Source organism: Streptomyces sp. NPDC029152 (assembly GCF_055564355.1).
Genome location: NZ_JBVHWR010000002.1, coordinates 547,900 through 573,369 on the forward strand (window position 1 = coordinate 547,900; position 25,470 = coordinate 573,369).

The 25,470-nt window shown below is 70.4% G+C and carries 21 protein-coding genes and 3 pseudogenes; 13 read left to right on the forward strand and 11 right to left on the reverse strand.

Annotated features, from left to right (window positions below; translation table 11 throughout):
• Window positions 1-1,239: 1,239 nt before the first annotated feature.
• Window positions 1,240-1,392: a hypothetical protein gene (locus ACZ4V6_RS06370; protein WP_467823007.1), complete on the reverse strand. Its 153-nt coding sequence runs from the start codon at window positions 1,390-1,392 to the stop codon at window positions 1,240-1,242.
• Between the two features lie 442 nt (window positions 1,393-1,834).
• Between ACZ4V6_RS06370 and ACZ4V6_RS06375 the strand changes: the two genes are divergently transcribed.
• Window positions 1,835-2,692, forward strand: a complete 858-nt coding sequence (locus ACZ4V6_RS06375; protein WP_467823009.1) for an esterase/lipase family protein — start codon at window positions 1,835-1,837, stop codon at window positions 2,690-2,692.
• Between the two features lie 126 nt (window positions 2,693-2,818).
• Here the strand turns inward: ACZ4V6_RS06375 and ACZ4V6_RS06380 are convergent, their stop codons facing one another.
• The gene (locus ACZ4V6_RS06380; RefSeq protein WP_467823011.1) at window positions 2,819-3,247 is read right to left on the reverse strand and encodes a hypothetical protein; all 429 of its coding nucleotides are present in this window, start codon (window positions 3,245-3,247) and stop codon (window positions 2,819-2,821) included.
• A gap of 651 nt (window positions 3,248-3,898) precedes the next feature.
• Between ACZ4V6_RS06380 and ACZ4V6_RS06385 the strand changes: the two genes are divergently transcribed.
• Window positions 3,899-5,077 carry a TolB family protein gene (locus ACZ4V6_RS06385; RefSeq protein ID WP_467823013.1) on the forward strand — a complete coding sequence of 393 codons (1,179 nt, stop codon included), beginning with the start codon at window positions 3,899-3,901 and terminating at the stop codon, window positions 5,075-5,077.
• Between the two features lie 385 nt (window positions 5,078-5,462).
• On the opposite strand, the gene ACZ4V6_RS06390 is transcribed toward ACZ4V6_RS06385, so the two are convergent.
• Together ACZ4V6_RS06390 and ACZ4V6_RS06395 are read right to left on the reverse strand one after the other, a co-directional pair.
• Window positions 5,463-5,873: a hypothetical protein gene (locus ACZ4V6_RS06390; protein ID WP_467823016.1), complete on the reverse strand. Its 411-nt coding sequence runs from the start codon at window positions 5,871-5,873 to the stop codon at window positions 5,463-5,465.
• A gap of 13 nt (window positions 5,874-5,886) precedes the next feature.
• A complete protein-coding gene (locus ACZ4V6_RS06395) occupies window positions 5,887-6,132 on the reverse strand; it encodes a hypothetical protein (RefSeq protein ID WP_467823017.1) in 246 nt (81 codons plus the stop codon).
• A gap of 162 nt (window positions 6,133-6,294) precedes the next feature.
• Here ACZ4V6_RS06395 and ACZ4V6_RS06400 point away from each other — a divergent pair, with 162 nt between their 5' ends.
• The 6 genes from ACZ4V6_RS06400 (at window position 6,295) to ACZ4V6_RS06425 (ending at window position 11,797) form a co-directional block, all read left to right on the forward strand.
• On the forward strand, window positions 6,295-7,149 hold the full coding sequence (locus ACZ4V6_RS06400) for a shikimate dehydrogenase family protein (RefSeq protein WP_467823020.1): 855 nt from the start codon (window positions 6,295-6,297) through the stop codon (window positions 7,147-7,149).
• On the forward strand, window positions 7,146-7,994 hold the full coding sequence (locus ACZ4V6_RS06405; protein WP_467823022.1) for a metallophosphoesterase family protein: 849 nt from the start codon (window positions 7,146-7,148) through the stop codon (window positions 7,992-7,994). The genes ACZ4V6_RS06400 and ACZ4V6_RS06405 overlap by 4 nt, the downstream gene beginning before the upstream one ends.
• 137 nt (window positions 7,995-8,131) lie before the next feature.
• Window positions 8,132-8,809, forward strand: coding sequence for a 4'-phosphopantetheinyl transferase family protein (locus tag ACZ4V6_RS06410; protein WP_467823161.1), 678 nt, complete (start codon window positions 8,132-8,134; stop codon window positions 8,807-8,809).
• A gap of 174 nt (window positions 8,810-8,983) precedes the next feature.
• On the forward strand, window positions 8,984-9,784 hold the full coding sequence (locus ACZ4V6_RS06415) for an alpha/beta hydrolase (RefSeq protein ID WP_467823024.1): 801 nt from the start codon (window positions 8,984-8,986) through the stop codon (window positions 9,782-9,784).
• The gene (locus ACZ4V6_RS06420) at window positions 9,774-10,235 is read left to right on the forward strand and encodes a hemerythrin domain-containing protein (RefSeq protein ID WP_382870784.1); all 462 of its coding nucleotides are present in this window, start codon (window positions 9,774-9,776) and stop codon (window positions 10,233-10,235) included. Before ACZ4V6_RS06415 ends, ACZ4V6_RS06420 begins: the two co-directional genes overlap by 11 nt.
• Window positions 10,236-10,615: 380 nt before the next feature.
• Window positions 10,616-11,797, forward strand: coding sequence for a serine hydrolase domain-containing protein (locus ACZ4V6_RS06425; RefSeq protein WP_467823164.1), 1,182 nt, complete (start codon window positions 10,616-10,618; stop codon window positions 11,795-11,797).
• A 127-nt stretch (window positions 11,798-11,924) separates the two neighbouring features.
• Here the strand turns inward: ACZ4V6_RS06425 and ACZ4V6_RS06430 are convergent, their stop codons facing one another.
• Window positions 11,925-12,740 (reverse strand): hypothetical protein, encoded by an 816-nt coding sequence (locus tag ACZ4V6_RS06430; RefSeq protein ID WP_467823027.1) that lies wholly within the window; start codon window positions 12,738-12,740, stop codon window positions 11,925-11,927.
• Between the two features lie 172 nt (window positions 12,741-12,912).
• On the opposite strand from ACZ4V6_RS06430, the gene ACZ4V6_RS06435 reads away from it, so the two are divergent.
• Entirely contained in the window at window positions 12,913-13,101 is a 189-nt protein-coding gene (locus ACZ4V6_RS06435; protein ID WP_467823030.1) for a hypothetical protein, read from the forward strand.
• Window positions 13,102-13,727: 626 nt separating this feature from the next.
• On the opposite strand, the gene ACZ4V6_RS06440 is transcribed toward ACZ4V6_RS06435, so the two are convergent.
• Window positions 13,728-14,582: a M23 family metallopeptidase gene (locus ACZ4V6_RS06440; protein WP_467823032.1), complete on the reverse strand. Its 855-nt coding sequence runs from the start codon at window positions 14,580-14,582 to the stop codon at window positions 13,728-13,730.
• A 25-nt stretch (window positions 14,583-14,607) separates the two neighbouring features.
• Entirely contained in the window at window positions 14,608-15,114 is a 507-nt protein-coding gene (locus ACZ4V6_RS06445) for an ArsR/SmtB family transcription factor (protein ID WP_467823035.1), read from the reverse strand.
• Window positions 15,115-15,525: 411 nt separating this feature from the next.
• Between ACZ4V6_RS06445 and ACZ4V6_RS06450 the strand changes: the two are divergent.
• Both ACZ4V6_RS06450 and ACZ4V6_RS06455 read left to right on the forward strand, forming a co-directional pair.
• A pseudogene (locus tag ACZ4V6_RS06450) lies at window positions 15,526-16,194 on the forward strand (fumarylacetoacetate hydrolase family protein); the annotation flags it as partial.
• Window positions 16,191-16,649, forward strand: a pseudogene (locus ACZ4V6_RS06455) (acetaldehyde dehydrogenase (acetylating)); the annotation flags it as partial. The pseudogenes ACZ4V6_RS06450 and ACZ4V6_RS06455, both read left to right, overlap by 4 nt.
• A 113-nt stretch (window positions 16,650-16,762) precedes the next feature.
• Here ACZ4V6_RS06455 and ACZ4V6_RS06460 read toward each other — a convergent pair.
• From ACZ4V6_RS06460 to ACZ4V6_RS06470, 3 genes are all read right to left on the reverse strand, one after another.
• The gene (locus ACZ4V6_RS06460) at window positions 16,763-18,016 is read right to left on the reverse strand and encodes a hypothetical protein (RefSeq protein ID WP_467823037.1); all 1,254 of its coding nucleotides are present in this window, start codon (window positions 18,014-18,016) and stop codon (window positions 16,763-16,765) included.
• 1,071 nt (window positions 18,017-19,087) lie between these two features.
• Window positions 19,088-19,327 carry a glycosyltransferase gene (locus ACZ4V6_RS06465; RefSeq protein ID WP_467823039.1) on the reverse strand — a complete coding sequence of 80 codons (240 nt, stop codon included), beginning with the start codon at window positions 19,325-19,327 and terminating at the stop codon, window positions 19,088-19,090.
• Between the two features lie 958 nt (window positions 19,328-20,285).
• A complete protein-coding gene (locus ACZ4V6_RS06470; RefSeq protein ID WP_467823041.1) occupies window positions 20,286-21,245 on the reverse strand; it encodes a LysR family transcriptional regulator in 960 nt (319 codons plus the stop codon).
• Between the two features lie 158 nt (window positions 21,246-21,403).
• Between ACZ4V6_RS06470 and ACZ4V6_RS06475 the strand changes: the two genes are divergently transcribed.
• Complete coding sequence (locus tag ACZ4V6_RS06475) at window positions 21,404-23,806, forward strand: M4 family metallopeptidase (protein ID WP_467823044.1); 2,403 nt, start codon at window positions 21,404-21,406, stop codon at window positions 23,804-23,806.
• Window positions 23,807-24,583: 777 nt separating this feature from the next.
• Here ACZ4V6_RS06475 and ACZ4V6_RS06480 read toward each other — a convergent pair.
• Window positions 24,584-24,724, reverse strand: a pseudogene (locus ACZ4V6_RS06480) (IS5/IS1182 family transposase); the annotation flags it as partial.
• Between the two features lie 503 nt (window positions 24,725-25,227).
• Between ACZ4V6_RS06480 and ACZ4V6_RS06485 the strand changes: the two are divergent.
• Window positions 25,228-25,449, forward strand: a complete 222-nt coding sequence (locus ACZ4V6_RS06485; protein WP_467823045.1) for a hypothetical protein — start codon at window positions 25,228-25,230, stop codon at window positions 25,447-25,449.
• Window positions 25,450-25,470 lie beyond the last annotated feature (21 nt).

Below are 25,470 nucleotides of genomic sequence, written 5' to 3' on the forward strand. Positions count from 1 at the left end.
GGAGCAGCGCCGCGACCCCGGCCTTCTCGCCGCAGTCACGCCCATAGCCCGCGGGCAGCCCGGTGCCGGAGAACGGCACGGGCGCGTCGAACACTGCGGCGAGCAGCACTGCCGGGGCGCCGCCGCCGTTGCCGATACCCGGCGCGGAGCGTGGCGGGTCCGGCTCAAGCGTCCTCCAGTGCCGCACGTAGCCGGCCCCGACCTGCTCGCCGGCCCAGTGCCGCAGTTGCTTCCTCTCCGTGTCGGCGCTCTGGTCGGGCACCGTACGCAGGGCGAGGCCGGCGGAGACGGCGGCCGGGACGATGCCGCAAGCGAGATCATCAGCGTCGCCTCCTGGGCGGGTGACGACCTCGGCGGCGGGCCGGATCCGGACGCCTTCCAGCACGTTGCACCTCTCATCGCCCCGTGTGCTGCGGCTGTAGGTGCGCTCCGATCCGTCGTCGGTGTCGAAGGCGACGCCGGCGATTCCGCGGCGTTCCTCCTCGCTGGGTCCGGCGACCAGGCTGCAGAAGCCTTGCAGAGTGATCCGGCCCTGGTCGTCGTGGAGAGGACCGTTGAGGCGGCAGACCTCGGTCAGGGGGTTGAGGGCGGCACCGGGTTCCTTCATCACACGCTTCCTTCGGTTTCGGGTGCGGTTGCAGAGAAGTTTCTGTGGCAACCCCGAGCCGGCAGGGCTCCCAGGTACCCAGACACAGCGGTGTGTATCTGGCTGACGCGGTGGTCGGGGCCGGGGAGGGGGCGCCAGACGGGTGCGACCGGGCCGTGTCGCAGGAGCTCGGTCGTGGCTGCGGCCCGTCCGAGCCCTCGGGCAAGCGGCCTGCGGAGCCTTGACGCGGGTGTGGATGCCGGTGGGCCCGGTGCCGTCCAGGACGAACAGCAGCCGCGGGAACAGCTGGCAGCGTCGCCGCCAGCTCTCCTCCCGGACAACCAACTGCTGGCCGATCCTGGGTGGGGGAGTGGGCACGTACTGGCGGAGACGGGCGTGGGCGCCGAGCTTGGTGGCCAGGCGCTCGGGTCCCATCGTGGCCCGGTCCACTTCCACGAAGGCCCGTAGCATCGCCTCGCCGTCCTCGCCGTCCTCGCCGTCCTCGCCGTCCTCGCCGTCCTCGCCGTCCTCGCCGTCCTCGCCGTGTCCGCCCCGCCGGTGCCGCGGCTGCGGTAGTAGAGCAGTGCGCCGGGGATGACGGCCTCACCGCCCCCGAGCGGGTGGTGGACCTCGGGGAACCAGGCCAGCGGCTGTCACAGGTCGCCGCGGCGGCGGGCGTCCTGCAGGAACGCCAGCGAGGTCTTGGTGACCGTCAGCCCGTGCCCGACGCCCAGCCGCACCGTGGTCGGGCCGGTCGCACCCCGCGGGGGCCGGCGACCACGCAGCTCGAGCCACCCGGTCGCCACCTGCACCCCGTACCGGGTGGGGTGCAGGCGGCGGCCGGGTGGCCTGCGGCAGCGTGATGCGGTCGATGAGAGCCTCCCCGCGCAGCTTCATCAGCCGGCGCCGCGTCTGGTGTTCGATTGCGAGGGCTCGGGCTTGTTTGAGACCTCGCACGCTCCGCCGTCCAGCGCCCGAACGTGGCGCTCCATCAGGTCAGCGGTACTCCTTTCCACCACCGCCATGGCCGGTGATCGGTCAGCACCTCCTCCGGAAAGTGCAGGTCGGACGTGTCCCGCCTGTCCGGGACAGGACCCGGACAGGCTGAGTCATTGGCATCGGCGTCTCATCTCCTGACGATTACTCGGGAGCCGCCCACGAGCTGGTGGCGGCAGTGCTGAACTGACGGAAGAGGAGACGCTCTCGATGTTCGCAGTGACGAGAAAGAAGACCAGGATCGCCTTATCCATGGCGATCGGCAGTGTCATATGCACTCTGGCCACATCGGTCACCAGCGCCTCGGCCTCGGTGGCAGCGACCCCGCCGGCCCGCACCGACAGCGCCAACAACCCTGTCTACCTCATTCACGGCTACGACCCGTCCTTCACGTCCACCGGATGCGGGAAGTGGAATAAAGCGGCCAGGGCCATGAAGTCCTGGGGCTGGACGGGCAAGTTCGTGAAGGTCGGCTTCTACGCCGTCGACGAGGGCACGGGCTGCACCGTCAACATCGCACGGGACGGCGACGCGGACACGCCGATCAAGGAGCTGGGGAAGAAGCTAGCCTGGGACATCTACAACCGGTACACGGTCAACGGCAAGACCGTGGACATGGTCGGCCACTCCATGGGCGGCCTCATCGCCCGCGCGGCGCTGACTGGGACCGACCGCAAGGAGGCCGGCTTTCCCCCGAAGCTGTACGTAGAGGACGTCGTGACGCTCGGGACGCCCCACCGGGGAGCTGTGAGCGCCTACCTCTGCACGGACGGACAGCAGTGCGCGGACATGCGCGCCACGTCCGGTTTCATGTCGTGGCTCGGCACCGCTCTGCCCCAGGCAGAACAGGGCACCGACTGGACCTTGATCGCCTCCCACGCCGATCACGTGGCCCCCGTGAACACGGCATCGCCCGAGCTGAGCGGTGCGCAGCACCTCGTACGGTACGCGGCTGTCACAGGCCTCAACCACAGCAAGCTCCGCACCACCACCAACGGCAGGTACCGCATGAACTACACCAATAACGGAAGCGCGTGGCGCCACATCAGGTACGGTGCAGCTCCCATCCGCGCCACGATGAACGCTCTCTACTGGGCCGCCAGGTGGTGACCGACACCCGAGAGGGTGGAGAGACGCACGGCGGATTCGACGAGAGGTCCGGAGAAACGGACCGGGACGGCGCCGAGATGAGGCGAGGGCGGGGCTGTCACGCTCCCCGCCCTCACGTCTGCGTCGTCAGGCCTTCCGCTTCTTCGCCCACGCCCGGGCCGGGTGCATGGAGGCCAGCTCGTCGTCGGGCGTGGGGGTGGGCGGCGGCCAGGAGAGCGCTTCGGTGGGTGGCCACAGCCTCAGCTGCTGCCCGTTCTCCCCGTACCGGGCGATCTCATAGCCCGGCTCCAGGCGCAGTGAGGTGAATTGCACGCCAAGGGCGCCGGTGCGCAGGATGACCGAGTAGCCGTTGGTCTTCCCGCCGACCCTGCGGCCGTGGAAGGTCCCCCACCCGTGCTGGTGCTCGTCGCCGGGAGGTTCGACGTACAGGGCTCGGGCTGTGGTGCGGCGCATGGACGGCTGGCCGTGAGGGTGTAGCTGAAGGTAGGCGGCGCGCGGGATCACCGTCAGGTCGTCGAGCGCGCTCGACGGCACCTTCCTCATGAGCAGTGGCATCGACGACAACCCCAAAGTCCGGGACGGCAAGGGCCACTGGCGCCACATCGCCTTCGCCGACAACCGGGGGCCGGGCACCGACCCGTCGGCCATCCTCGGCGGTGACGAGTTCTACGAAACCCTCGACCTGACCCGTCCAAGGTGTGCGACGTCGCAACGCCCGCGAGACGGGCTCGCCCGGGAAGCCACCGCCCCGCTCGCCGTCGAGACGACGACGGACACGCCTGTGACAGGAGTGTCACGTCTTCCGCACGGCGAACCCCTCGGGACCCATCGAGCCGCGGCCGGGCCACCGGTAGATCGCGGGAGGGAGGTCCGGATCCGGAGTCCGACGGCGGGCGGCGCGCGCACGCGGTCACCTCGACGGGTCAGGCGACCGCCTCGCGCCGGGATCACAGACGCGGCGTCCGGCGCTGCGGTCGGCCCGTACCGCGCCGGACCTCGGTCCGTCCCGTCCCGGACGCGGGCGCGGACAGTCGATCAGACCTCCGGGTTGTACGGCAAAGAGCGCATTGACTGGGCACCTGCAGGACGTTTGCATGAACCTGGGCCCTGGCCGCAGGCCGGGGGAGACATGCCGGCCGGGGGGAAAGAATGCGTCATGGGTGGAGAGCGGCTGCCGTCGCCGCTGCGGCAGCGGTGTGCGCAACCGTGCAGACGACGCCCGCAGGGGCGTTGGAACTGAAGCCGGGTACGGACTACGTGAACGTCACGTCCGACGACGTGATGGGCAACGGACAAAGCCAGTACGCAGCGATCAGTGCCAACGGCCGCTACGTGGCCTTCTGGTCGCGCGCCTCGGACCTGGCGCCGGGTGACACCGACGACGTCGACGACGTCTATGTGAAGGACCTGCGGACCGGGAAGGTGCACTGGGCCAGTGACCTCGCCGACGGCATGGACAAGGGCGCGCCGTACACGGCCCCGTCCATCAGCGCCGACGGCATGCGGGTGGCCTTCCCGACGCTGGACAGGGCCAGCGCCCATGTGTACGACGTGCGCACGGGCCGTACCGAACTGGTCAGGGACGGCACCTATGCCGGGTTCAGCAGCGCCAACGCCCCGGTCATCAGCGGCAACGGCAGGTACGTGACCTTCACGGCCCGGCCGACGCAGGACACGGGAGCACTCCCTGCCATCCGCCTGCGCGACCTCGCACGGGGCACCGGCGAGTGGGTCGACGACCCCTTGGCCGGCGATGAGCAGCGGGTCGCGAGGCCGTCTCTGAGCCACGACGGCAGGCATGTCGCCTACCTGGCCTCAGACCCCGGGACGGGCGACCCCGAGGGCAGCGAGACGCACGTCTACGCCCTCGACCGGCGCACGGACAAGAGGGTACGGGTCGACCCGGGGTGCGAGGACGATCCGGCCGAGTACGGGGTCGGTGACCCGGTGATGGGTCGGGACGGCCGCCACGTCGTGTTCCGCTTCAAGTGCCGCACCCTGCAGCCCAGAGGCACCAACGACACCGGTGACGTCTTCCTCAAGGACCTCAGGAGCGGAGCACTGCGACACATCCTGGGTCCCAAGCCGCAGTTCGCCACGCATACCGGCCGCCTCAGCGCGGACGGCCGGCACATCGTCTTCGTGGCGGCCGAGGAGAGGGAGCCGCGCGGTCCGCTCCAGGTGATCTACCTGCTGGACCTGCGCACCGGCCGCACGGACATGGTCACCGCCCGGCCCGACGGCACCGTCAACCAGAGGCCGGCGTCCGACCCGACCGTGGACGCGCACGGCCGCACGGTGGCGTACGACGCGGTACCGCGCGACCTGCTGGGGGAGTCGTCCACCGCCGGCGACCGACAGGTCTTCGTCACGCGTCTGCGCTGACAGTCGCCGTCGGCACCCCGCGGCGACGGGACGTCTTCGCCGGGGACGTTCCCTCGCCGGGCGGGAACCCCAGCTGACGTGGCGGCAGCGCCGGGCGGCTCACGGCAGCCCGGACGTGGAGGTGACCCGGCTCCGCGTGAACGAATTGGCGCGCGGCCTGCTCCGGCGCCCTCCGGCAACGTCGGCGAGGGCGTCCACCGGTGCGGTACGCAGTCGTCCGGCACTCCGGCGGCTACCGCGCGCTGGTGGACGCCGGACCACCGTCAGCGCGCACGTCTACGGTGTGACGGACAGCTGAAATGACAGCAAGTGCACCACCGTCAGCGAAGCCAGTGGCCGCTGCAGCCTCGCCGAGAAGCGCTCTTACCGGCTGCGGGCTGCGTCATCAAGGCCAGGCAGACGCCTTCGTACTGCAAGACGTCCGCCACCTTCTCCAACGGCCCTGCCCGCGGCCCTGGTCTTCCGAGCCGGGAATTCTGTTCGGACGGCCGGCGAGGCGTTCGAGGATCTCGTCCGCGGTCTTGGTCCACACGTAGGGGGCGGGATCGGTGCTCCATGCGGCGATCCAGGTACGGATGTCCTTCTCCAGCGCCTGGACGCTTCCGTGGACTCCTCGCCGTATCCGCTTGTTCGTCAGCTCTGCGAACCACCGCTCGACCAGGTTCAGCCAGGACGATGCGGTGGGCGTGAGGTGCAGATGGAAGCGGGGACGGGCCACCAGCCAGGTCTTGCCCGCCGGAGTCTTGCGGGTCGCGTAGTCGTCCGGCACCAGATGCACGTCCAGGCCCGCCGGCACCTCCTGGTCGAGCTTATGGTCGAGCGCCGGGTCGTCGGTCTTCCCCCTCGGACACGTCGTCGGTTACGCGGAATCCTGCGGTCTGCGCATCGAGGTGGACGCCGAGGTCGTCGTGCCCCGCCGGCGTACCGAGGCGCTCGCCCAGGAGGCCGCGTTCGGGGTTCTCCTTCTGCCGCGCGGACGGGAAGGTGGCCGCGACGTCACGGGAGACCGATCGGTGGGGGAGGGCGGAGGAGTCGATGTGCAGCAGGTAGGGCATCTTCGTTTTTCATTCGTGGGTGGGCGGAGACAGTTCCACGGTCTCCCGGGGGAGGGAGCGGAGTCGTCCCTCCGAGGTGGCTCGGCGTCCCCCGTGTTGACGGTCGTGACTCGGCAGGTCTCCGCGCGGGACCGCGGGACCCCGGTGGGAAAGGGCTGACCCGTGGAGAACAGATCTTCTCGGGCTCTGTCGATTTCGGGGGCGGCCCGTCTCTATGCCGTGGTCGGTGACCCGGTCGCCCAAGTACGGGCGCCGTCCCTCCTTGATCTGCTGTTCGCCGCTCTTGGCTTGAATTCGGTGTTGTTTCCGGTACGCGTCCGGTCGGACGCCTTCACTGAGGTCTTCCAGGGGCTACGGAAGACGGACAATCTCGACGGGATGCTCGTGGCCATTCCGCACAAGGCGGCTGGCCTGCGCCTCGCGGACGAGGTCAGCCCGGCCGTCGCGGCCTCCGGCACCGTCAACGCGCTGCGGCGCGAACCGGACGGTCGTTGGACCGCCGGGAACCTGGACGGCATCGGGTCCGTGACCGGACTGGCCGAGGCGGGACACCGCCCCGAGGGGATGCGCGTCACGGTCGTCGGCGCCGGTGGGGCCGGGAGTGCGATCGCGGCGGCCCTGCTGCCGGCGGGCGTGGCGCGGGTGCCCCTGCACGCCCCGGACGCCGGCAAGCTGGACGCGCTTGTCGCGCGGCTCGACGCGTACCGGCCGGGCCGGGCGGAGGGGAGCCGTACGCCCGTGTTCACGGACGCGGGCCTGGTGGTCAACGCGACCCCGCTCGGCATGCGCGCCGACGACCCGGTGCCGTTCTCCCCGCAGGACCTCCCGCCGCGGTGCGTGGGAGCCGGCGTGATCACGAAGCCGAGGGAGACCGCGCTGCTGCGGGCGGCCGCGGCGCTCGGCCACCCGGTACTGTATGAAGCACCGATACTCGACCACCGACTCGACCTCTACCGGACCTTCTTCCGGTTCGGCGAGGCCGACGCGGCGGTCGCGGCCGAGGGGGAGGGACAGTGAGCGAGCGCCGGCCGCAGCTCCTCGCCATCAGCGACCTGCACGTCGCCCACGCGGAGAACAGGCAGATCGTCGAAGGGCTCCGCCCGTCCTCGGACGGCGACTGGCTGATCGTGGCCGGTGACGTGGGGGAGCTGACCGAGCAGATCACCTGGGCCCTGCGGACGCTCAGCGAGAGGTTCGCCCGAGTGATCTGGAGCCCGGGCAACCACGAGCTGTGGACCCCGAAGATGGACCCGGTCCAGTTGCGGGGCGTCGAGCGGTACCAGTACCTGGTGGACGTCTGCCGCGATCTGGGCGTGCTCACCCCCGAGGACCCGTACGCCCTGTGGGAGGGGGGCGGCGGCCCGGTCCGCGTCGCGCCCCTCTTCCTGCTGTACGACTACACCTTCCGCACCCCCACGGCCGCGAACAAGGAGGCGTCGCTCGCCCAGGCCTACGAGGCGGGGGTGGTGTGCACCGACGAGTTCTTCCTGCACCCCGACCCGTACGCCAGCCGTGAGGACTGGTGCGCGGCACGGGTCGCCTACACCGAGCGGCGCCTCGCCGCGTGCGACCCCGGCGTCCCGCTCGTCCTGGTCAACCACTGGCCCCTGCTGAGGGAGCCCACGAGGATCCTGAGGCACCAGGAGTTCGCCCAGTGGTGCGGGACGGAACGCACGGCGGACTGGCATCGCCGGTTCAACACCGCCGTGGCCGTCTACGGCCACCTCCACATTCCCCGGACCACCCGGCACGACGGCGTGCGGTTCGAAGAGGTGTCGGTCGGCTACCCCAGGGAGTGGAAGCGACCCGGCCACCCCAGGAACGTGCCGCGCCCGGTTCTCGTGCCGAGGAGCGCGCCGTGATCGAGCGGATCCTCCCGGCCGGCCTCACGTACGCGGAGGCCTCCGACGACCCGGTCGACGCCACTCTCCACCCGGAGAAGGGGGCGGTCGTCCGGAACGTGGTGGAGTCCAGGAGACGGGAGTTCACCACCGTACGGATGCGTGCCCGCCGGGCCCTCGCCGGCCTGCGCCTGTCCCCGGCCCCGTCATGCCCGGCGACGGCGGCGCACCCCGCTGGCCGGAAGAGGTCGCCGGGAGCCTCACCGCACTGCACCGGGTACCGGGGCGCGGTTCTGGGCAGAGCCACGGAGTACGCGCCGATCGGCATCGACGCGGAACCCCACGCGCCGCTGCCCGAGGGGATCCTCGAAGCGACCTCGCCGGCGACGGAACGGAGTCACCTGCGGCTCCTCGCGGCGGCGGACCCTGGCCCCCGCTGGAACCGGCTGCTGTTCTGCATGGAGGAAGCCGTCTTCAAGGCGTGGTTCCCCTTCACCGGGCAGGCCCTCGACTTCGAGGACGCCGACATCACCGTCGACCTCGCCGAACCCACCTTCAGCGCCCGCATCCTGCCCCCCTCCGCCGAGCCTGGCGGGCGGGGCGGGCCGGCTCGTGACGCCACGGCGAGGAAGGAAGGACGACTGACCTGCGCTGCCCGAAGGCCGTCGGCTCGCTCGGCATGGGCTTCTCGGTGTTTGGCGCGTTCGAGTGAGGGGCGGAGACGATGTGGCCACGGGCCGACGGAGTGCGGGCCATGGAGCCGGGGCTCCGGGCGCCATGAGGGACGAGTCGAACGCCCTCGTCCTGGCGAAGGTCGCTTACCCCACGAGGCGTGACAGGGCCTGACGTTGCCGAGAACGACGTGTGAGGCGATGACACCGGCTCGCGGTCCTCGGAGACCGCGTGCTCACCCTGACGCCATTGCCGCAACTCGACGCAACTGCCCATCCGATCCTGGCGGTTATAGTTTCAGGCAGCGTCGCGTGCCGGTGGCGGATGGATCGTCAGGCATGGAGGCGCCGTATCGAGAGGTGGCCGCGGCCATTCCCACCCCAATTTCACAGAAGATCACGCTTTACCCCGCCGAGGACCGGTTCTTCGGCCCCCGACCCGCCGTCCTCGTCCTGCCCGGCGGCGGCTTCCGGGAACTTCCAGCGCACGAGGGCGAAGGCTACGCGCGCTGGCTGTCCGGCATCGGCATCCACGCCTTCGTCCTGTCCTACCGGCTGCTGCCGGACCGGTTCCCGGCCCCGCTCGAAGACGCCCGGGCCGGGTTGGACCACATCCGCAACGGCGACCACGGCCTCGAGGTCGGCCGGGTCGGCGTCATCGGATCGAGCGCGGGCGGCCAACTCGCCGGCCTGCTCATGACCGGCCGGGTCCTGTCCATCGAGGAGGGCGTCGCCGACCCGCCCCGACCGGACTTCGCGATCCTGGCCTATGCGCTGGCCGACCTCGACCTGCTCCCGCCGCCGGTGGTCGAGAACCTGCTCGGCGACCTGCTGCCCATCAAGGACGAACTGTCCCCGGCCAAGCACGTGGACGCGTCGGTGTGCCCGACCTTCGTGTGGGCCACCGCCCAGGACCCGCCGGGCCTGCCCAACGCCCTGGAGTGGACCCGGGCGCTGGCGGCGGCCGCGGTACCGGTGGAGTTGCACGTCTACCCGGGCGGCAGCCACGGTATCGGCCTGGCCGACGGCGTGGAATACGGCGGCGAGCCGCATAAGTTCATTGCGCGCGAGCCGCACACCGCGTCCTGGACGACCGCGTGCGCGGCCTGGCTGCGGCAGGAGGGCGTTCTTGCCGACTGACCGCGTCACCGCCTGGGGCGGGGAGCTGCAGCGGGTGCACGGCAAGCTGCGCAACGCGCTGGCGCTGGCGCGGGCGGGACTGGACGGTGGCGACCCCGCCGACGCCGCCACCGACCTGCTGTTGTTCTGCCACGGGTTCTGCGCTGCCCTGTCCGGCCACCATCGAGCCGAGGACGGTTCGCTGTTCCCGGAACTGGTACGGGCGCGACCCGACCTGGCGCCGGTGGTTGCGAAGCTGACTCAGGACCACAACATGATTGAGCACCTCATCGGCGGATTGCAGAAGGCGGTGGCCGACTCGACCGACCCGGAGGTGGCACACCGTCATCTGGACGGGATCGAGGCGGTCATGGAGACGCACTTCAAGTACGAGGAGAAGCAACTGGGAGCGGTGCTGGACGGCATGGATGCCGACTTCGACCGCACCGAGATCTTCGGCCCGATCAGCTGAGCCGCGTCCCGGTCGCGGCGCCCGCCGACGTCGCGACCGGGGTTCCACCCGGGTTCGAGCGGAACCGCCACCGCCTCGCCCGGGTCCTGAACCGCGACCGCCGAGGTTTCGGTGAACCGGACCTGTGTCACGAACTGTGACCGGCCCTACTGGGGTCGTGATCGGGACAGGCAAGGGGGCTGCCCTCAGGATTCGGGTAGGGAGGGCTTCCGGCACCGCCTGGGGGCTGGCACGGCCGACCCTGCTGGGGGCAGCAGGCTGGGCCGGACCTCACCCGGCTGGTGGGATGTCCGACAACTACCGCATCCGAACGGGACGATGCGCCGGCCGTCGACCCGCGAGCGTCCCTACACGTCGGCGGGACGACAAGGGGGCTCTTGGTGTACGTGACAGGAAATCGGCGGCTGGGGCTGCTCGCCCTGACCGCCCTGACCACAACCGTGCTTCTCTCCGCATCGCCCAGTCCTGCCGCCGCGGTGGCGGCACGGCACGACGATGTTCTCTCCCGCCAGGTCGAGGCAATCCACGACACGGGTGTCGTGGGCGTCTCCGCCGAGGTGCTGTCTCCGGGCGTACGCCTTTCCGACAGTGCCGGGGCGGCCCGCTGGGGTACGGCAAGGCCGGTGCCGGCAGAGGGCCGGTTCCGGATAGGCAGCGCGACCAAAACGTTCACCGCCGTGGTCGTGCTGCAACTGGTGGGCGAGGGGAGGGTGTCGCTGAGCGACACGGTCGAACAGTGGCTGCCGGGCGTCGTCCGTGGCAACGGCTACGACGGGAACCGGGTCACCGTTCGGGACCTGCTCCAGCACACCAGCGGTATCCCTGACATCCCGAAGGTTCCCTCCATGAGCAGTGCGGAAGGCTACCGAGCCGAGCGGATGCGCACCTACAGCCCCGAGGAGCTCGTGGGCATGGCCCTACGGCAACGGCCCGCGCCTCCCTCTGCCCACGCGGGCACAGACCCCGCATGGTCCTACTCCAACACCAACTACGTACTCGCAGCGATGCTCGTCCGACAGATCACCGGCCGGAGCTGGGAACGCGAGGTCACCGACCGGATCATCCGTCCGCTCCGACTGCAGGACACCAGCGTCCCCGGCACCTTCCCCTTCGTCCTGGGTCCGCACGCTCACGCCTACACCGCGTTCGGAGCCGGTGACGGCGGGGGCCCCGGCACCGACGTGACGCTGCTCGATCCGAGCATGGCCTCCGGGTCCGGCTCGGTCATCAGCACCACCCACGACTTGAACCGGTTCTACACGGCCCTCTTCGGCGGCTATCTGCTGGACGCGGAGCAGTTCGACGAGATGACGGCCACCGTGCCCGCCACCGAACTGGGGAAAGGACTGAAGTACGGCCTCGGACTGGCACAGATTCCGCTCACCTGCGGCGGCAGCTACTTCGGCCACCGCGGTGAACTCCTCGGCTACCGGGCCTGGGCCGGCATCACCCACGACGGAACCCGGTCCGTTTCGGTGTACGTGACCAGTGACGGCGGCCCCGACACCGAGAAGGTCATGATGACACTCATGGACGAACAGTTGTGCGATGTCCGTCCGTAAGGCTCCCACGGGCCTGCACCAACGAGTTCGCTCACGCGAAATGTGTGGACGACATCCGCGAAGCACTCGGTGGTGCTGCGGACCCAGGGCGGGCCGCTGCGTTCCAGCAGCCTTCGTGCGGTGGTTGTCAGTACGCCCCGAAGGACCAGAAGACGCCCACCTCTTCGTCGTTCACCGCGATCACGCCCAGGTCCTCGAAGATGTCGAGGCCGGCGATGTATTCAGTGGTGTGGAAACGGTGGGATTCAGTGCCCTGGAGCCCTGAGGCGAGGAAGTCGGGGGCCGGGGTGGAGGCGGCGGCCGTCGCATTGGTCCAGTAGTGCGCGCCGGGCCCGTACCGCTCGAGCAGCAACCGGGCGTCCGCCAGCAGGGCGTCCCGGTCCGGACGGGAGCGGACGGGGACCTGCTCCGACTGCCATTCCTCCGCCATGACGGCCAGCGCGGCGGCTGCCGCCCGGGCGTTCAGGGGATGCAGGTGGGCGCGCATGTCGGCCGGGGCCGGCGGGTCGAAGGGGTAGGCGGGCACGTCCTGGCGGGCGGGGTCGGGGCAGTCCATGTCCAGCCGGAGCCAGCCGCGGGGATCGGTGACCGTCCGGTGCAGCACGGCGTGGACGTCATGCGTCCACTCCTCGTGCCGCCGCGGGCCGGTGGCGACGAAGATGCACTGGTCGTACAACAGCCGCAGCGCCGCCGCGTTCCAGGGGCTGCGGCGGGAGCGGAATTCCATGATCAGGTCGCCGATCTCACGGGCGAAGGCGTCCTTGGGCTCGCGCGGGATGCTCCGGAGCCGGCCGAGGGCCCAGTGGACGAGCTCGCCTGCTCCTTCCGCCGCGAGTCCGGGCGGCTCGGCCGGAAGCACGTCCGACGCCTCCCACGTCCCCCACAGCGCCTCGAGGTGGGCATCCAGCAGGTCCAGGGCCGTCCGGCCGTCAGGCGGAATCATTCCGCCACCTTAGGCCGTGGCCGTCACACGGGGCAGTCCGATGGTGAACGCGACGGTCCGGCGGGCAGCGGCTGGGCGGGTCCCAGGGTCTGCCTGGGGCAGGGGGAGTGACGGCCGGGCCCGTATGCTGCGCTGGTCCGGTGAACCGTCCGCTGAAAGGAAACGCCCCACCGTGTTCCAGCAGACCCCCGTCTACGACCGCCTCGTCGCCGAACGCGGCGACATCCCCGTCCAGGTCCGTGGTGAAGCCGACCGGATCCACCGCGACCTGGCCCGGGTACTGCGCCAGACGTCCACCACCCCCCAGCCGAGCGCGTCACAGAACGTCTTCGAGCCCAAGGCCCTTCCAGGTGCCCTGTAGTCGTGGCACAGGCGTCCGGCGGCCGGGACGGGCATAGGCTCCCTTCCGCCCGCGAACAGGTGCCGACCCCCAGGCTGACAGGTCCGGGGGTCGCTCATGTATCCGCCGGGAGGTCGGATGTGCCATCGGACCCGGCGCCCGACAGGCCGAGTCCGGTCCCGTAGATGACGCAGGAGTTCCGCACGGCCGTCGCCACCTGAGCGGGTCCCTTTCGCGTGGCCCCGGCGGCGGCCGGAGAGGGGCCTCCCCCCTCGCCGAGGACGCCGGTCATCTGATCGTCACGCTCATCGAGGGCGTCCAGGGCACCGTCTCCCTCACCGCCATGGTCGCCGTCACCCAGGCCGTCCTCGGTGAACTCACCGACACCGAAACCGGCCGCGCCTCCGGCCAGGTCCAGCCAGCATGGAACGACCTCGGCCTCATGGACGGCCAGCCGTAGGCCCGCACAAACGACGCACGCCGCGCGCAATCGTCTCGGCGCCGCCGTCATCGCCGTGGCCGGCCGGTGACCCGGTGCGCTACGCCGTTTCCCGGCACACCTGCACCGACGACCCCGCCCCGCTGCCGCACAGCCCGTGACTCCTCGAGGGCGACGGGACGGCGCCGGTGACGGATACGGCCCGGCGTCACGCACCGCTGGGCGACGTGGGCGCCGCTGCTTCCGCGCCGACCGTGAACACCTCGCCCCCGGAGGGCACTCCGACCCCGCGCCAGCTGAACGGCACACCGCGCGCCGTGTCCATGTCCGGCCCGTCCATCAGCTGGAAGTGCACATGCGGCTGGGTCGAGTTGCCGGAGTTCCCGCAGCGGCCGAGCACTTGGCCGGCGACGACCCTGTCGCCCGCCCGGACCTCGAGCGAGCCGCGCCGGACGTGTGCGTACAGGGCGTACGTCCCCTCGCCGAGGTCGAGGACGACGTGGTTGCCCACGATGCGGCGGGACCCGCCGAGCGTCCTACAGGCACCCTCGATCAGCCAGAAGTACAGAACACCGATGAGTGAGCTGCGGCTGAGGTGGTCGCGCTGGCCGTCCTGGGCGCGGACGACGGTGGCGTCGGCCACCGCGTGCAGGGACGCCCCGAAGGCGGGGTAGGCCTCGTTGCGGTGGGCGACGGGCCAGAACCAGACGGGGGCGGGGCGGGAGGGGCCGTCCGCCGGCTCGGCCACGATGTCGATGGCGTAGGTCTGTGCGAGGCTGTGCGTTCCGTGGCTCGGCACCTTGTCGGCGGGGCTGTTGAGGGCGGACCAGCGGCCGGTGACCGGGGGCGCGACCTCCACCGGCGCCGGGGGCCGCTCGTCGATCCTCCGGCGGGCGGAGCGTGATCCCACCAGGCTGACGGCCATCGCACCGAGTGCGGGCAGCCAGCCCATCCAGTAGTCGTACGGCAGGTCCACGAACAGTCTGACGGCGATCTGGACGAAGAAGATCAGCCACAGCCCGTGCTGGACCCTCGCAGCGATCTTGCGTCGATTCTCCGACATGTCTTCCCCCTCGTGCAGGTGATGGTCAGGTGACGGGACGCGCGGCCGTGAGCACCACCAGCAGCGGAACCACCCGCCCCGCGGGGACCTCGTACCGGCCGCGCTCGGGCGTGTGCAGCCAGCCCGCGCCGGTCAGCTGGCGCAGGTGGTGGTAGATCTGGCCGGTCGTGCCGACGTCCTCGAGCGCGGCCAGCTCGGCAGCGGTGCGCAGGCCGCCCAGGATCTCCCGCAGCAGCCGCAGCCGCACGGGGTTGCCGAGCGCGGCGAACGACTCGGCGGCGTCCTGCCAGTCGTGGTCGAACAGCGTCTCCGTGAGGAGGCCGTACTGCCACTCGTACCGGTGTCCCGTGGGCACACGCACCGTCCCGGTGAACAGGACCGCGCCGTCCGCCTCCTGCGTCACCGGATGCCGCGCCTTCAGCGCGTCGAGGGCCCAGAAGTCGCCTTCTCCCACGGGGGGCGCGGCCGGGCCCGTGCCCTCCAGTTCTGTCACGCGCCGTTCGAGCTCGGCAACGCGCTCTTCGAGATCCATGAGGACGAGATTACGTAATTATGTAATCACGTGCAAGTCGGGAAGGGTGCATGCGGAGCCCCGTCCTCGCGAAGGAACGGACGGGCGGGCGCGGCATGGGGCGCCCGGGCGGCAGGCGCACGGCCGCGGAGGGCGAGCCGTTCAGCCAATAGGACTTCATTAGGTCTGTCTCGATCTTGATGCCGTGTGTGGCCTACTGGGCAGGGGCAGGGGCAGGGGCAGGCAGATACCGGTCCAGCGCCGACTGCTCCGCCTGGGGCGCCACCGGTGGCCCCAACGCCTCCACTGAGACCAGCCGGCCCCTCGTCCTCGGACCGCAGGTCGGTGCGTACGGCGCGACTGCTGCCGACCTGTCCGTCGCCTTCGTCAGTCGGGCCGCGCACGACAGCGGCACCGACACCCTGCCGACCCGTCTTCTCCGGCACGGGCCGCGACTGCTGTGACGAGTCCTGCCTTCCGGACCCCCTCACCCCCTACGGGGCCGCGAAGGCCACCGCCGAGACCGCCGTACGCCTCCTGTGCCCCGACACGGCGACCGTCGCCCGTACGTCCTTGATCATCGGAAACGGCCGGTCCGAGCACGAGAGGCTGGTGCACGCGCTGGCCGACGGCACCCGGCAGGGCACCTCGTTCACCGACGACATCCGTTGCCCCGTACACGTGACAGACCTGGCTGCCGCTCTGTGGGAGATCACCAGGTCCAAGGACTGGGACATCTCCACCACCGACACCGTCGCGGACAACGCCTCCTGCGGGCTGTACGTCCTGGGCGGCCCCCCGGTACCGCTGAGCACGGCCGGCCTCCGGTCCGTACGGATGACGATGCCCCGCAACGGCGAGGCGGCCTCCGAGGGGACCGGCGCCGGCCGCCTCGGCAGTCCCCTCAACGCCGCCGCCTGGCTGGCCTCGGCCCTCGCCGGCATGGGTGCCCCCTTGCGGGCCGGTGACCTCGTGCCGACCGGGGCCCTGGGCCCGACGGCCATGGTCGCCCCGGGCGATGCGTTCGAAGCCCGTATCTCGAACCTGGGCTCCGTGCGGGTCGGGTTCGCCGCCGAAGGAGGGGAAGGAGACGACGCGTGAGCAGCGAGACGAACCCCCGGACCGAGGTGGCGGTCATCGGGTCGGGCAACATCGGAACCGACCTCATGATCAAGGTGCTGCGGTTGTCCGAGACCCTGGAGATCGCCACGATGGCAGGCATCGACCCGGAGTCTGACGGCTTGGCCCGCACTCGCCGCCCGAAGGTGGTCATCGCCCATGAGGGAATCGACGGTCTCGTCACGATGGACGAGTTCGCCGACGTGAGGCTCGTCTTCGACGCGCCCTCCGCCGACGCCCACAAGCGCCACGAGGAGGTGCTGCGCCCACCCGGCCGCACCCTGATCGACCTCACCCCGGCGGCCATCGGTCCCTACGTGCTGCCCCCGGTCAACGGCGATGCCCACCTCGACGCGCCGAACGTGAACATGGTCACCTGTGGCGGCCAGGCCACGGCCCCGGTCGTCGCCGCGGTGAGCGCCGTCACCGACGTCCACTGAACTGTCACGTAGCCGGTCGTGTCACCCCTCGGGGGAGAGCAGGAGGCGGGCTCCTCAACTTCCTCGAGAAGCCCGCCGACACACGACGGGTTCGGGCTCTGCCGCACCGGTCAGACCTGCAGGATCAGCGCTTCTACCTGTTCGAGCGTCGCCACGCTGGCCTGGGCCGCGGCCCGGACCTTCGTCAGTTTCTCCATCCACTCGATGCGCTGCTCGGCCGGGAGCGCGTCCTCTCCGAGCAGGACTCGCAGGCGGTGCGCCTCCTCAAAATCCGTCATCAGCGTATGGGCGGAGTCCACGGCCTGCTGGTAGCCGCCCTCGACGAGTTCGACACGGGCGGGCAGTTCCCGGCGCAGCGTGGCCAGTTGGTCGTGCGGGTCGGCCGGCGGTGCGCCGTGCACGGTGGTGACAGTGGGATCCGCGCTCGTTCCGGCCGTGGGGGAGGTGGTGGTGCCTCCGAGGGTGCCCGGGGCCGGGTGTCCGAGCTCCACGGGGAACGTCTCGTCGAACCATGCTTTGTCGGCGACGTAGTCGGTGGGCCGGCCCTCGATGTCAGGAGCGATCACCATTCCCGCGGTGATCGGCGTCCGGTCCTTGACCCAGTGCTGCTCTCCGTAACAGATCAGAGGCGTGCCGTCTTCCGACTCGGGCGGCTGCGTCGCGTCCGGGTGCTCCAGCACGGCCTTCGCGAAGGCGAGGAGAAGAGCCCGGCTGATGCCCGGGGCGCTGGTTGCCGTGTACGCCAGAGTGAGGGCGGCGAGGGCGCTTTTGGGAGTACGGCGCACACCCTTGCGGCCGTCGCCCGCCTCGCTGCCTTGACCAGCGGTGATGAACGGCTGCGGAGCGTGAATCAGCGCCGGTGCCATCCGCTGGACGAGGGCGGCCCAGGCGGTCGCGTCGCCGGCCTCTGCCCCGAGGAGGAGCACCTTGAGTGACCGAGGGTCCTGTCCGGCGCCCTTAGCGGTCTCCGGAACACCGAAGAAGCCCAGGGCGGAAAGGATGTTGCCCCGGTGCAAGAACAGTTGGGCAACGGCGGCGGACCACAGACGGGTGCGCGCCTCTGCCGTCTTCGCCTTGACCTGGCTCCACGCCGGCTCCTGCAGCGTCCCCCTGACGATCGGCCAGAAGCGCCCCGTGTCGCGGACAGTGCGCACATTCGTCCGCTTGGGGGGCTTGGGCGGAATCTCGGGGAACACAAGTGCGGTGATGGCGCGCACCGCGATGTCACGGAGCACGGCCGGGGAGACGTCGTCGCCCGCGGGCACGAGCGGCATGAGGCGGACGCCGGTGATGAGCCACCGACGTGCACCACGGAATCTGCCACCCGTTCCGGCGCAACGCCGAACCAGAACGGTGGAGCTCATCAGATCAGGTGAAACCAGCATTCAACCGTATCGCTTGCGGAGTGATCTGAGGTAAGGGCGCGGTGGCAACGGAACGGCGTGAGCGGGTGGGCTGGGCCATGCGGTTCTGGCCCGGAGGCCGTCCGCCGGGCCCTACGGTGCACGGGTGAGCGACGAGACAATGCAGCCGGCCGGCGGGAACGAACCACCAGTGGCCGATGAGGTCCTGGCCGCGGCGCTGACCGCGCGGGGCGAACCAGGGTTGCGCGCGCTGGACCTTCTGCGGTTCGGGGAGTTGGAGTCTCGGATCCCGACGCGGGGCTCTCCGCGGTGACAGCGGTCCGGTAGCTTGTCGTAGTCGTGACCCTTGTCCCGGTCCGTGCACCGGGCCACGATTGAGACGCGCGAACCGTTCCGGTCATGAAAGAGACCGTGCGGAAGCGAAGGCCCAAGATGGGAGAGATTCCACGAAAACCTCCCGAAGGGGATAAAAAGGGGAAATGTCGCTGGGTGTCGAAGGCTCTACGGGCAAGGATGCGAACCCATCCGGTTCTGGGGAGTAAATGGGACTCTTGGGCGTCTTGTTGTTCTTCGCGGGAGGGATAAGTTCCCAGTCGTCCGAAAGCGCTTCAAGCGGTAGTTTTCTCCGTTTTGTCGGTATTGTGCTCATAGTGGTTTCTGTGGTGGGAAACCTGTCGAGGGCGAGACGCAGATCGGAAGACGCGCAGCGGTACCGCAGTGCTGGGTGGGCGCGATGCTGGAACTGCGGGGGCAAAGGGGACGTTTTTGAGAGCGATCATTGGCAGGACTGCCGTTCCTGCTCCGGCCGGGGCTGGCTCCCACCCGACTGATGTCAGGTGGCAAAGTGATCAAGTATTTGCAGCTCACACGGCGACGCCGAGCAGCCGCTCCGCCGCATCCGGCCGGCCAAGGCTCCGAGCCCTCCGCCGTGGACTCCCGCCGTTCAACCGAGGCCAGGACCGGCGCGACCGTCTCACGCAGGCCCTCCGCCGTGACCGCCTCCCGCACCAACGCCACCGCGGCCCCCGCCTCCTGCAGGTGCAGGGCGTTGTGCGTCTGCTCGTTGCCGGCCTACGTCGCCGGCGGGGTGAGCACTGACGGCTTGACCAGGGCCGTCAGCTCGGCGATCGTGCCGGCGCCGCTGCGGGAGACCACGACCTCCGCCAGCGCCAGGGCCTCGGGCAGTTCGGCGCCGAGGAAGTCGGTGGCCAGGCAGCGGCCCCGGACCTCCTGCGGGAGGTGGGTCGCGTACTCCCGGGACTCGGCGATCGACGTGGCGCCGCACTGGTGGATGACGTCGGCTGGGGACACCCCGGCTGCGCGCCCCGGCAGATGTCGGCAGTCGAGCGGGAGTTCGCCCGGAACAAGGCGCGGATCGAGAGCGGCGAGACGTTCCGCGGCCGGAAGCCCTCGGACTGGCGGTGCGGAGCCTCGCCGTCCAGCACCCGTCCCGCCCGCTGAACTCCGCCCGGGTGGTGTGGCGTCGGACACGGACAAACTCACCCCGCAAGGGTTGACCAAGGTGAGAACGGACCCCTGCCGGGGCTGGTCGTCAGACCGCGGACAGGGGGGCCTTCCTCGCGGTGGCCCCAGCTCGTGGGCACATCCGCGTGCGGGCCGAACGACCGCCGACCCGGTCGGCGGGCCGGAGGAACGAGGACACCGTGCCCGCCCCCGACCGACCCACCCCTTCCCGCCGCTCCGGCGCGGCCTCGATCCTGGAGCCTCGCCCCCTCACGACCCCGCCGCCCAGGACCAGCATGCGGCGGCGGGGCACGAGCCGGGAGACGAGAGCGTTGTCTGGTTCTTCGGGGGAAGGCCTCGGCATGCGCAGGACAGTAGGAACGCTGTCTGTGAATCTCATATGAATCAGCCTGTGAATTTCATATGGATCACCCGTCCCTTGACGCGTCATCCTCTGGTCGACAGCGGCCTGGTGAAGGCCCGCCACAGCAAGGAGACCGTTTGTGGCAAGTCCGTGCCTTCCTGAAGCAGTTGCCGGGCTTGGCGCTACGGGTGGTGTTCGCGGTGGTGGGCCGGCCCGCCAGCTCACCACTTGGCTCACCCTCCTTCCTGGCCAACGCCGTCGTTCTTGCTGCCGCCGCGGCCGAAGGCGGTCGGCAGCATCGCCAGGCCGCCCACAAGCTGACCCAGGGCGAACCCGCCGGCCTCCGCCCGCCCGTGTCCGCTGCACCGCCGCCCGGGCCGTCCATCCCCCGGATGTCTTCCTGCACTGCGAAGGCCGCATCCCCGCTGCCTGCCGGTGCGCTCAGACGAGGACCGGGTGGAGTTCGGGGCGGGCTTCCCACCATGTGCGGTAGAAGGTGTTGTTGGGGATGCTGGCGAGGTACGCGCGTCCCGCGGCCCGGTACAGCAGGCGGGCGCGCTGCTCCGTGACTGCGGCCCGGTTCCAGGCGATCCGGATGCGTTCGGTGAGCGGGTCGCCGGCCAGCGGGCGCAGGACCGTCCCCTCGACATGCGGAGAGGTGGGCTGGCACATGGAGATGGCCCGTCCGGCGGCGATCAGTTCCCAACGCATCTTGCGATCGGCGATCCGGTAGCGCAGTTTCGGCGTGAAGCCGGCCTGGAGGCAGACGTCGGTCATGGCCTCCGGGCCGCCGTCGTCGTCGTCGGTCAGCGCCGTCCAGGTTTCGCCCGCCAGGTCGGCGAGTTCGATCTCCTCCTGCCCGGCCAGGGGGTGGGTGGCCGACAGACGCACGCAGGCGGGTTCCTTCGGGATGAGGGTGCGGGCAGCCACGCCGTCGGGGAGCGGCACTTCGTGGTCGCCGACCTCTCCGTACAGGATCGCGTCGTACTTCCCGGCACCGAGCATGCGGGTGAGCGTGGTCGCCGAGTGCTCGGTGGCGATGTCGACCTCATGGCCGGGCAGTTCCTCCTCCAGGTACTCGAACAACCGGTCCACCAGGACGAGCAGGACACAGCCGAGCCGCAGCGTCGGATGGGGTGCGGCGGCACGCGTTCCGGCGGTCAGGGCATCCATCTCGCCGAGCACTCGGCGTGCCGCGGACAACACGAACTCGCCCAGGGGGGTGGGCTCGACGCCGCTCCTGCCGCGGACGAACAGCTCGCCGCCCGTGACCTGTTCGATACGCCGTAGCTGTGTGGAGAGGGCGGGCTGGGAGACCCCGAGCCGAACCGCCGCACGCCCCAGGCTGCCCGCTTCCGCTATCGCGCGGACGGCTTCCAGATGCCTCAACTCCAGCTGCATTTCACCAGCATATGCAGGGCGACGGACGGCCTGGAGGGGGCCGGGCCGGCTGGTCATAACACCGGTCTTATGCCCGATGGGAGGTCCCCTTTTTGCCATGCCCACGCTCATACTCAGGCGCATCCCCACTGACTCCCCGTTACGGAAGTGGAGCAGACGTGCACCCCACCAGACACACGGCGGTCCTTGCGGCGCTCGCACTGACGGCGGGCCTCGCGGGCACTCTCGCGAGCACCGCCGCTGCGGCCGCCGAGGGCAGTTCCGCCCCCGCCGCGCACCACCTCAGCCCCCTGCGCACCGGCTCCCTGGAGGCCGAGCTCAGCCCGGCCCAGCACAAGGCCCTGATCCAGAGCGTCCAGGACAAGACGACCAGCACCGCGCGCACCCTTGGCCTCGGCGCGAAGGAGAAGCTGGTCGTCAGGGACGTCGTCAAGGACGCCGACGGAACGCTGCACACGCGCTACGAGCGTACCTACGACGGTTTGCCCGTCCTGGGAGGCGACCTCGTCGTGCACACCCCGCCCGCCTCGCGGGCCAAGGGGACCGTGAGCACCACGTACAACAACAAGCGCAAGATCGCGGTGTCCTCCACCACCGCGACCTTCACCAAGGCCGCCGCGGAGGGCAAGGCTCTGAAGGCCGCCAAGGCCCTGGACGCCGCCAAGCCCTCGACGAACAGCGCACGCAAGGTGATCTGGGCCGGCGACGGCACCCCGACGCTGGCCTGGGAGACCGTGATCGGCGGCTTCCAGGACGACGGCACGCCCAGCAGGCTGCACGTCATCACCGATGCCACCACCGGCAAGGAGCTGTACCAGTACCAGGGCATCGAGGCCGGCGTCGGCAACACCCGTTACAGCGGCCAGGTCTCGCTGACCTCGACCAAGTCGGGCTCGTCGTACACCCTGACCGACGCCACGCGCGGCGGCCACAAGACGTACAACCTCAACCACGCCACCTCCGGCACCGGCACCCTGTTCTCGCAGAGCAGCGACACCTGGGGCGACGGCACCAACTCCACCGCCGCCACCGCCGCCGCGGACGCCGCCTACGGCGCGCAGGAGACCTGGGACTTCTACAAGGACACCTTCGGCCGCAGCGGCATCAAGAACGACGGCGTCGCCGCCTACTCCCGCGTGCACTACGGCAACGCCTACGCCAACGCGTACTGGGACGACAGCTGCTTCTGCATGACCTACGGCGACGGCGCCCAGAACAGCACCCCGCTGACCTCGCTGGACATCGCCGGCCACGAGATGACCCACGGCGTCACCTCCAACACCGCGGGCCTGAACTACAGCGGTGAGTCCGGCGGTCTCAACGAGGCGACCTCGGACATCTTCAGCACCGGCGTGGAGTTCTACGCCAACAACAGCTCCGACCCCGGTGACTACCTCGTCGGCGAGAAGATCGACATCAACGGCAACGGCACCCCGCTGCGCTACATGGACAAGCCCAGCAAGGACGGCAACTCCGCGGACTCCTGGTCCTCCTCCCTCGGCAACCTCGACGTCCACTACTCCTCGGGCCCGGCCAACCACATGTTCTACCTGCTCTCCGAGGGCAGCGGCACCAAGACCATCAACGGCGTGACCTACAACAGCCCGACCTCCGACGGCGTCGCAGTCACCGGCATCGGCCGCGACGCCGCGCTGAAGATCTGGTACAAGGCGCTGACGACGTACATGACGTCCAGCACCAACTACGCCGGCGCCCGCACCGCGGCCCTCAACGCCGCGGCCGCGCTGTACGGCACCAACTCCGCCCAGTACGCGGCGGTCGGCAACGCCTTCGCGGGCATCAACGTCGGCAGCCACATCACCCCGCCGAGCAGCGGCGTGACGGTCACCAACCCGGGTAGCCAGTCCTCCACCGTGGGCACCGCCGTCAGCCTCCAGGTCCAGGCGTCCAGCACCAACAGCGGCTCCCTGACCTACAGCGCCTCCGGCCTGCCCACCGGCCTGTCCATCAACAGCTCCACCGGCGTGATCACCGGCACGCCCACCACGGCCGGGACCTACAGCACCACCGTCACGGTGAAGGACTCCACCGGCGCGACCGGTACCGCCTCCTTCTCCTGGACCGTCAGCACCAGCGGCGGTGGCAGTGGTGGCTGCACCTCGGCCCAGCTGCTGGCCAACCCGGGCTTCGAGTCGGGCGACACCGGCTGGACCAACAGCGGCGTCATCAACAACGACACCCGTGAGCCGGCCCACAGCGGCTCCTGGACGGCCTGGCTCAACGGCTGGGGCTCCGCGCACACCGACACGCTGTCCCAGTCGGTGACGATCCCCGCGGGCTGCAAGGCGACCCTGACCTTCTACCTGCACATCGACACCGCGGAGATCGGCAGCACCGCCTACGACAAGCTGACGGTGACCGCCGGCTCGAAGACCCTCGCGACGTACTCGAACGCCAACGCGGCCTCCGGCTACAGCAAGAAGTCCCTCGACCTGTCCTCGCTGGCGGGCCAGACGGTGACCCTGAAGTTCACCGGCGTCGAGGACGCCTACCTCGCCACCAACTTCATCGTGGACGACACCGCCCTGACGACCGGCTGAGCAGGCACGAACCGTCCCGGTCCCGCGCCCCCTCCCCGGGTGAGGGACCGGGCAACGCCTCGCCCCGACCGCCCGTACCCAGTCGCGCAGTGACTCCGAGTTCACCCCGGGCCAGCAGCGAACGACCTGAACGTCGCTTCCGGCCGTGGTGGGCTTCGCCCAGACCGCCACCGTCCAGAGGCCGGCGCTTCAAGGGCGGTCGATCCACATGAAACCCACAGCCCAGAAGGGTCTGTCATGGACGTGTCCAGAACTTCTCCCGAAGAACCAGACAACGCTCTCGTCTCCCGGCTCGTGTCCCGCCGCCGCATGCTGGTCCTGGGCGGTGCGGCCGGTGCTGTTGCCCTCAGTGGGACGGGCGCTGTCGCGAGAGCCGCCGACCGGAGCACCGCCGGCGCCGGCACTCTCGATTCGGTGAAGGCGGCTGCCTCCGCGTCCAGCGCCTGCATGTCGCTGACCACGGAGCAGATCGAGGGCCCCTACTACATCGACTACGAACTCTTCCGGGAGAACCTGGTCGAGGACCGCGCAGGGATCCCGCTCCTCCTCGTACTGCGCGCCGTGGACAGCGCGACCTGCAAGCCCCTCCGCAACTCCGCCGTCGAGATCTGGCACTGCGACGCGTCCGGCGTCTACTCCGGCTACACCCGGAACCGCGCACCTGCCACATCCACGTCAAGGTGCACACCGGCGGTGAGAAGGAGGACGGCACCTACGAGGGCGGCAAGGTCAACTCCACGGGTGTGCCGCGGCCTGCGAGGTGCCGACGACCGCTGTGCTCGCCCTATGGTCCCTCGGCCCCGGGATCGTGTGCTTGATCCGGCGTCTTCGCAGACAGCGCCTGACACGGAGAGAGCCGTACGCCTCGTCATCGCTGAGGTGACCGGGGCGATTGCGGGGCTGCTCACCCTGCGGGCGAATACTGCAACTCTCGACTACCGACACTCCACCCGTGGGCCCGCGCCAGCGCGGAGGCCGTGGTCGCCGCCGTGACGGGCCGGGTGACCGCGCCGTCGACGCTCCTGCTGGGCCGCTACGACACCTTCGGCCGGCTCCGGTTCATGGCCTCGCGGATGCCTCGGCCGGCGGAAAAGCGGCGTCCCGCCCACGGGGGTGTCGTCGCCCGGGCAGAGGAGGCCGCCGAGCTCCTGTCGGGCCGTCGCCGACAGCGGTGCCGTCCGGGCGCCGCGCGCTGCCGCGCCCCGCGAGCCGGCCGACCCGGCTCGCATCGGCCGTCGCGTCGTACGCCGCCAGGCCAGGGCATGGACGCCGGTGCCATGGCGGGGCCCCTTGAGGACTGATTTGGTCTGGACCATTGCCCTCCGGGCCGCCGTAGGGGAAGCTGCTCACCAAGCGCCGGGACCATCACGACCGGAACGCCCGCACGCTCGCCCCCGGAACAGGAAGGCAGCACCACACCCATGCGCAAAGCGATCTCGACCCTGAGCTTGACCGGACTGCTGGCCGCGGCCGCCCTGCTGCTCGCCCCGTCCGCCCAGGCCGCCGGCCTCGTCTACGTCGGCATGTACCCGACCGCCGCCGCCTGCGACGCGGCCGGCAAGGACTACGTGGCGCGCGGCCTGACGGTCAGCTACTTCTGTGACGTCACGCCGTACGCCAGCCGCCTGTCCATCTGGGGCTGACCACACCGGTTTTCGCCCGGC

What these genes read in the sequence shown, in the direction of transcription:
- ACZ4V6_RS06375 (WP_467823009.1), top strand. Translation starts at nt 1,835, where the DNA reads ATGGCGATCGGCAGTGTCATATGCACTCTGGCCACATCGGTCACCAGC.
- ACZ4V6_RS06380 (WP_467823011.1), bottom strand. Translation starts at nt 3,247, where the DNA reads ATGCCACTGCTCATGAGGAAGGTGCCGTCGAGCGCGCTCGACGACCTG.
- ACZ4V6_RS06395 (WP_467823017.1), bottom strand. Translation starts at nt 6,132, where the DNA reads ATGCCCTACCTGCTGCACATCGACTCCTCCGCCCTCCCCCACCGATCG.
- ACZ4V6_RS06410 (WP_467823161.1), top strand. Translation starts at nt 8,132, where the DNA reads ATGCGTGCCCGCCGGGCCCTCGCCGGCCTGCGCCTGTCCCCGGCCCCG.
- ACZ4V6_RS06415 (WP_467823024.1), top strand. Translation starts at nt 8,984, where the DNA reads ATGGAGGCGCCGTATCGAGAGGTGGCCGCGGCCATTCCCACCCCAATT.
- ACZ4V6_RS06430 (WP_467823027.1), bottom strand. Translation starts at nt 12,740, where the DNA reads ATGATTCCGCCTGACGGCCGGACGGCCCTGGACCTGCTGGATGCCCAC.
- ACZ4V6_RS06440 (WP_467823032.1), bottom strand. Translation starts at nt 14,582, where the DNA reads ATGTCGGAGAATCGACGCAAGATCGCTGCGAGGGTCCAGCACGGGCTG.
- ACZ4V6_RS06445 (WP_467823035.1), bottom strand. Translation starts at nt 15,114, where the DNA reads ATGGATCTCGAAGAGCGCGTTGCCGAGCTCGAACGGCGCGTGACAGAA.
- ACZ4V6_RS06460 (WP_467823037.1), bottom strand. Translation starts at nt 18,016, where the DNA reads ATGAGCTCCACCGTTCTGGTTCGGCGTTGCGCCGGAACGGGTGGCAGA.
- ACZ4V6_RS06470 (WP_467823041.1), bottom strand. Translation starts at nt 21,245, where the DNA reads ATGCAGCTGGAGTTGAGGCATCTGGAAGCCGTCCGCGCGATAGCGGAA.
- ACZ4V6_RS06485 (WP_467823045.1), top strand. Translation starts at nt 25,228, where the DNA reads ATGCGCAAAGCGATCTCGACCCTGAGCTTGACCGGACTGCTGGCCGCG.